The sequence below is a fragment of the Kitasatospora sp. NPDC047058 genome (genome assembly GCF_040643935.1).
Taxonomy (GTDB): domain Bacteria; phylum Actinomycetota; class Actinomycetes; order Streptomycetales; family Streptomycetaceae; genus Kitasatospora.
Window position 1 is genome coordinate 1 of record NZ_JBEYVJ010000555.1, and the last position, 3,861, is coordinate 3,861.

At 70.4% G+C, this 3,861-nt stretch carries 3 protein-coding genes and 1 pseudogene; 2 read left to right on the forward strand and 2 right to left on the reverse strand.

The features are described from left to right. Positions 1-117: 117 nt before the first annotated feature. The gene (locus ABZ885_RS37310; RefSeq protein WP_360199045.1) at positions 118-465 is read right to left on the reverse strand and encodes a DoxX family protein; all 348 of its coding nucleotides are present in this window, start codon (positions 463-465) and stop codon (positions 118-120) included. Between the two features lie 1,257 nt (positions 466-1,722). Here ABZ885_RS37310 and ABZ885_RS37315 point away from each other — a divergent pair. Beyond that, on the forward strand, positions 1,723-2,922 hold the full coding sequence (locus tag ABZ885_RS37315; RefSeq protein ID WP_360199047.1) for a PQQ-binding-like beta-propeller repeat protein: 1,200 nt from the start codon (positions 1,723-1,725) through the stop codon (positions 2,920-2,922). Further along, positions 2,895-3,377 carry a PQQ-binding-like beta-propeller repeat protein gene (locus ABZ885_RS37320; RefSeq protein WP_360199049.1) on the forward strand — a complete coding sequence of 161 codons (483 nt, stop codon included), beginning with the start codon at positions 2,895-2,897 and terminating at the stop codon, positions 3,375-3,377. Before ABZ885_RS37315 ends, ABZ885_RS37320 begins: the two co-directional genes overlap by 28 nt. Before the next feature lie 44 nt (positions 3,378-3,421). Here ABZ885_RS37320 and ABZ885_RS37325 read toward each other — a convergent pair. Beyond that, positions 3,422-3,606 (reverse strand): annotated as a pseudogene (locus ABZ885_RS37325) (transposase); the annotation flags it as partial. Positions 3,607-3,861 lie beyond the last annotated feature (255 nt).

Consider the following 3,861-nt stretch of genomic DNA (forward strand, 5'->3'; position numbering starts at 1 on the left):
CTCCGGCCGCGGAACCGGCCGCTTCCAGGGTGCGGTCGGTCCCGCCCCTCCCGCACCCGCAGTTGCGCCGAGCGACCACCGGCTGCGTCCGGCCGTGACGGCCCGCCGGTACCCCGGTCAGGCCGCGAGGCTCAGACCCAGGGTGACCGCGACCGGGGCGAGGTAGAGGAGCGGGAAGGGCACGGTCTTGTACGAGCGGGCCCGCACGCAGGTGACCACGGCGCCGAGGAAGTACAGGATCAGACCGACCGCGGCCGCGACGCCGAGGGCCGGGACCGCGATGCCGACGAGCAGACCGGCGGCGCCGGCGAGCTTGGCCAGCGCCAGCGGACCCCACCACGAACGCGGCACCCCGTACTCGACGAGCGGCTGGGTGACGAACCCCGCACGGCGGGCGAGGGAGACGCCGGAGAAACCGACCCACAGGGCGCTGACGACCGCGAGGACGACGCGGGCGACAGACATGACGGAACCCCGAATTCACAGAGGAGGAAGTAAAGGAGGGGCAGGGCGGACCGGCTGCGGCCCGCTGTGCTGCACCTGCTCGAACACTCCACTGACCCGCCGCCCGGACCGGATGTGACAGCCCCGCCGAAGAATTTCTTCGCCCACCCGCCCCGGGCCAGCACGCGGCGCGCGGCGCGCGGCGGCCGGTCTTCCACCCGCCCGGCCCAGAACGCGCCGTAGCCCGCGTACTGGTTGTCCGCACCGACAGGGCGGTGCTGGGGCCGGCGACCGTGCAGAAGAAGGACGGGGTGCCCCGGCTCGCCGAGCCAGGGCCGCTGGTCGTCGGTTGGCAGCCGCACGTGCGGGCGACGATAAGGCGGCCGGCCGGTTCTCAGGTGAAGGCCCACCACTGGTCGTCGCCGGGGACGGGGCTGCAGGGGTAGGCACCCAGGCGAAGACCCGGGGCGGGGTCGGGTCAAGGGCGACCTCGGCGACAGCGAGAAGGGCCGGGACATCAAACACCGCGTCGACGACGCCTTCGGGAAGGACCTGGACCACTCCTGCGACGTCAAGAGCAACTCCAAGGCGAACTGCAAGACCATCGGCGTCCTGTACCACCAGGCCGTCGAGCACTTCGGCAGCGAAGCCCGGAAGAACCGCCTCACCGACTGGCTCCGCGGGCTCGGCAGGCCCCCATCCCCCGGTAACAACCAGCCGCCCAGGAACACCACACGAGGCCGCCACCCCCGAGGTGACGGCCGACCGCCATACGCGCCCGGTATCCGCCCCGCCCCAGGCTCGGAGAAACCCCGGATCCGGTTCCAGCCCGATCCGGCGTGCCGACGCCGCCACCGACCCGCCCAGCGTGGCCGGGCCGTAGAGGTACCGGGCCCAGTCGCAGTCACCGGACCCCATCGCACCAGCGCGACCCAGCAGGTCGACCCAGGCGCAGACGCCGGCCCTCGACCTGACCGGGCCGCCATTCGCCGCTGATCCGGATCTCCACCCACCGCCAGCGTGGCTCCGCGTCTCAACCGCGCCCGGGCCCGACATCACCCTTCGATGTGCCTCGTCAAGATGGTTGTCACTTTGCCGCGCGAGCTGCCACCAAGATCATCAGGGGGCGTCGAACCTGAGGTGTGACGTCCTCTGTGCGGTGCGGACCTTAGCGGGGTTCGGGGCGGTTTCTGGTTGTCGCACGGAGAGTGAGGTTTCGGTTGGGCTTCTGTCGCGGCGTTCGCGGATACCTCTGTCGGCTGTGGGGCAATCATGGGCGTGCCTATCGTCGTCAGGGGGGACAGTTCGATGACCGCGTTAGAGGATCTTGCCGCAACAGTGGTTCAGGTCCTGGCTGCTGCAGCGACTGGAGCGGGCACGGGTGCCGCCGCGATCGTCGGCGACCTGGTCCGTACTCGCCTTGCGGGATCCGGGCAGGGCCAGGCCGTCGCCGAGTTCGAGGCCGCCCCGCAGGATCCGGCGGCGCAGGCCGTGCTCCACGCCGCGCTGGTTACGGTCTTCACCGCCGACCAGCCGTTCGTGGTCCAGGTCACCGCCTCCCTGCCGCCCACGACATCCGTTCCCGTCGCCCGAGTGGTCCCAGCGCAGTCCAACTCGGGCGAGGGCATCACGGTCCAGGGCAACCAGAACAAGGTGAAGGGCAACTTCGCCGGCCGGGACCAGTTCATCACCAACGTCCGCAACGGCGACGTCAAGACGCTGGCCGTCCTGATCCTGGTCGCCCTCGTGGCGGCCGCGGCGTACGGGGGGCGTCAGCTGACGGCCGCCCCCGCTCCCGCCGTTGTGCCGGCGCTGCCCCGGATCGCGTGGGAGGCCGGACCGGACGAGGTCGGTTCCCCACGAGGGGTCGTCGGCACAGTGGCGATCTTCGCGACCGAGGACAGCGTCGGGGGAAGGGACTCCGGCACGGGCAAGGTGCTGTGGACCTACCGTGACGGCGAGCGCCGGAACCGGCTTTACTCCACCCTGGACCGTGCCACCGAGACGGTCCTGGTTCAGGGCAGCGGGAGCGTCAAGGCGCTCAACCCGGCGACGGGTGACGCCATCTGGACCTACAGCATCGTCGATGGGAGCGGGACGACGGGCGGCGGTGCAGACATGGACCTCGTCGGCGGGACCGTCTACGTCTGCGGGTTCGACACGGTGGCCGCGCTCGTGGCCGCGACCGGTCAGGTGCTGTGGACCTGGAGGCAGCCCGGCCCCCTGCCGGACATCGACTCCGTCGAAACCGACGGTCGGACCGTCATCGCCCGCACCACGGTTGGCGGCCACGCGACCTTCTTCGCCCTCGACGCCGAGAAGGGCGGCGATCTCTGGAGCGAGACGACCCCGAGTATGGCCGACACCGTAACGGTCGTCGATGGGACCGTCTTCCTGCCCGCTGAGAGCGGCGGAACCGAGATACGGACCGCGGCTACCAACACCAAACGGTGGCAGACACGGGCGAGGACCACGTGATCGTTGTCGACGGTGTCGCGGTCATCTTCGACCTCGATCACACCGAGGGCTACGCGCTGGACACCGGCAAACTGCTGTGGAGCCACGCGCAGGCCCTCATGAACTGGTTTCCTCCGGTCAGCGGCAACCTGCTGGTCACCAACGACCGGCGCACCAGCAAGGAGGCCGTGGCCCTCGACGTCCACTCCGGAACGGTCGCCTGGCGCCGCCCCGGAGCCGTCATAGGGTCAGCCCAAGGAACACCCCTCATCCAGGACGACGCCCACGTCCTCCACGGCCTCGACCGCACGACCGGGGCCGACCTCTGGTCGCTTCCTCTACCCGAACCGGTCTATCCCGCGAAGAGGGACACCGGCATCAGCACCCTTCTGACCACGTTCAGGCTAGACCCGGCGAACCCCTCCAAGGCCATCAACCTGCGCTCCTACGCGATCGACATGCCATCCACCCCATAGCCCACCTCGGACCAGCACCCATCGTCAACAGAGCACGCCGTCAGCACGGTCTTCGACGAGCTGCCGTTGCGGCTGTTGCCCGAGCCGCGGCCGGCCGGGTCGTGCTTCTCGTAGCCCAGGTGCCCGGTCATCTCCGCGTCCAGCGCCCGCTCCAGCACCGCCCGGTGGCCTGGGTCAGCAGCCCGCCCTCGCCCAGCAGAGCCGCCCCCGAGGCGTCCGCGCGGTCCATCAACCGCTCGACGACCTCGTCCACCAACCGCTCATCGACCGGCCCGACGACCGGCCCTTCCTTCTCGCCCATGCCCGTCCGTTCCGGCCGGCCAGAGCCCTCAACCGGGCCCCGGCCAGCCTCCCAGCTCACGGACTTGCACGAACTATCCGACACGCTCCTTGGCCGTGGGCTGTGTCTTCTGGTTGTAGATCTCCTTGCCGTCCGCGTTGTAGGCGTGGACGTAGGGGGCCGGGGGGAAGGGGTTCGCGTTGT